The 2,366-nt window shown below is 69.9% G+C and carries 1 protein-coding gene and 1 pseudogene; one reads left to right on the top strand and one right to left on the bottom strand.

Annotation, left to right across the window (positions count from 1 at the left end; genetic code table 11):
• A partial coding sequence (locus D0Z08_RS33295) for a LuxR C-terminal-related transcriptional regulator (protein ID WP_182481617.1) occupies nucleotides 1–1,445 on the top strand: 1,445 nt, incomplete at its 5' end.
• Nucleotides 1,446–1,467: 22 nt separating this feature from the next.
• Here the strand turns inward: D0Z08_RS33295 and D0Z08_RS31525 are convergent.
• Nucleotides 1,468–2,229: pseudogene (locus D0Z08_RS31525) on the bottom strand (alpha/beta fold hydrolase); the annotation flags it as partial.
• Nucleotides 2,230–2,366 lie beyond the last annotated feature (137 nt).

Here is a 2,366-nt window from a genome sequence, read left to right on the forward strand (position 1 = left end):
TCCCGCGGGAAGCGGTGCTCGACGTGGTGGCGAGTCTGGTGGACAAGTCGATCCTCAACCGGGAGGACCGTGGGGCGTCTGCTCGGTACCTGATGCTGGACACGCTGCGCGAGTACGGCCGAACCCGTCACGCGGCATCGGGCGAAGAGCGGTCCACCCGCGAGCGGCACCGTGCGTACTTCGCGGGCATCGCCGATGACCCCGTGTTCGGGCCCAGCGCCCGGGCGGTCCTGGACCGGTTGCGGGTGGAGCACGGAAACCTCCGGGCGGCGCTGGAGTTCTGCGCGACTGAGCCCGAAGAGGTCGTCTACGGCCTCGACCTTGCCAGCTCGCTGTGGAAGTTCTGGACCGCGATCGGAGCGTTTGCCGAGGGCCGCACCTGGCTCGCACGCCTGCTCGAGAGCGCCACGGAAGAGACGGGCCTCAGTCACGCGCGAGCGCTCTGCATGGCGGGGTGGCTGGCCTCGCTCCAGAACGATCTTCCGACGGCAGCCGGGCTGCTGCAGCGGAGCGCGACCGAGGCAGCCGACCTGGGCGACCGATGGCTGGACGGCTGCATCGGGCTGTTCGCGGGAGGCATCGCCACTAGCGAGGGCAGGAACGCGGAGGCGAGAGCGGCGTACGTGCAGGCTCTCGAAGCGTTCCGCGACGCGGACGAGCCGACCGGCGTGGTCATGACGCTGCGCCGGTTGGCCATAGCCGAGTCCCTGGACGGTCATCACGACCGAGCAGCGGCGTACTACGAGGAGTGCCTCCAGGTCTGCAACGACCACGGCGAGGAATGGGACAAGGCGTACACGCTCTGGGGTCTGGGCATCGAGGCGTGGCGGCGAGCCGACCAGGGACAAGCCAGGGAGCTGCTGAGGGAGAGCATCAGCATCAACTCCACCTTCGGGGACGACCGGGGCGTTGCGCTCGGCATCGAAGGATTGGCGTGGGTCGCTGCGGACCGGGAGGAGGCCGAGCTGGCAGCGGGCCTGCTCGGCGCGGCCGACTCCATCTGGCGGACCTTCGAAGCGCCGATGTCGGGTTACCTTCATCTGGCTCAGGCCCACGACGAGTGCGAGGACGCCGTACGGCGCGCCCTCGGGAAGCGGGCCTATGAGGCGGCGTTCGAGCGGGGAGCCCGGCTGACCCCGGAGCTGGCGACCGAGTACGTCCTGGATCCGGCAGCGTTCGGCGCGAGGTCGCGGCGCCGGCCGCGTCCGGTGCAGGCGTCGACGCCGTTGACGCGCCGCGAGCAGGAGATCGCGCGGCTCGTGGCGACCGGACTCACGAATCGGGAGATCGCCAGCCAGCTGGTCATCTCCGATCGCACAGCCGAGGGCCACGTGGAGCACATCCTCACCAAGCTGGGCTTCCGGTCGCGCACGCAGATAGCCACCTGGCTCATGGAGCAGGAACAGGAACACGCTCCCGATCGCCGCGAACCTCCGCACGTATAGACGGGATGCTCTCGCCGATCGTCTACTCCAGCAGGCTCCCATCAGTGCGGGGTGAATGCTCGGTGGAACGGTCGACCCTGCTGGTCAGGTCCAGGACGGTGCGGACGACCAGCTCCGGATCGTCGTACATCGGGACGTGGCCGACGCGTGGCAGCACGATCCTCTCGGCGTCGGGGACGAGCGTGGTGAAACGGGCACCGTAGGGCTCGAGCGGGATCAGCGCGTCTTCTTCCGACCAGGCGATGCGCACGGGACACTCGATCGGTCCCATGGTGTGCTCCGTGTTCAGGAACCACTCCTTGAGCGGCTTGGAGATCGTGCACTCAGCCATCGCGGAGGTGAAGGCCAGGGCGGCTTCGGGTGACATCCGGTCGCCGTGCGCCACCGCGACCTTCAGCGCGGCCCGCCGTGCGGTGGGGGACCGGAAGAGGAGCGGGAGGAGCGGGCCTCCGCGCAGGATCATCTGGCGGGCGACGAAGAGCTTGAAGGCGAGGGTGCGGAGGTGCGCGCCGTTCGGCTCCCAGCCGAGCGCAGGGGAGAGGGCGGTCACCGAGAGCGCGCGTCCGCGCGCGGCCAGCTCGAGGGCCAGCCATCCGCCCAGCGAGTTCCCGACCAGGTGAGCGCGGTCCACGCCGGCATCGTCGAGGTCGCGCTCGAGCTGGTCCGCTAGGGCTGCGGCCGTGGGCGCCACGCCAGCTGCGAGCTGCGGGCCGCCCGCGTGTCCGGCGAGGCGGGCGACGTGCACGCGATGGTGCTGCTGCAGGCCGGGGACCACCGAGTCCCAGTGGTGCCAGCTAGGGCGTGTCTCCTAAGTCGCGAGCCAGATGGTGATGGCGCGTAGGACAACGGCTCCTCGGTAGACGGCGGCGAGCTTGTCGTAGCGGGTTGCGATCCCTCGCCACTGCTTGTGGTCGTTGAACG

Source organism: Nocardioides immobilis, from assembly GCF_003515065.1.
GTDB classification, from domain to species: Bacteria; Actinomycetota; Actinomycetes; order Propionibacteriales; family Nocardioidaceae; genus Nocardioides; species Nocardioides immobilis.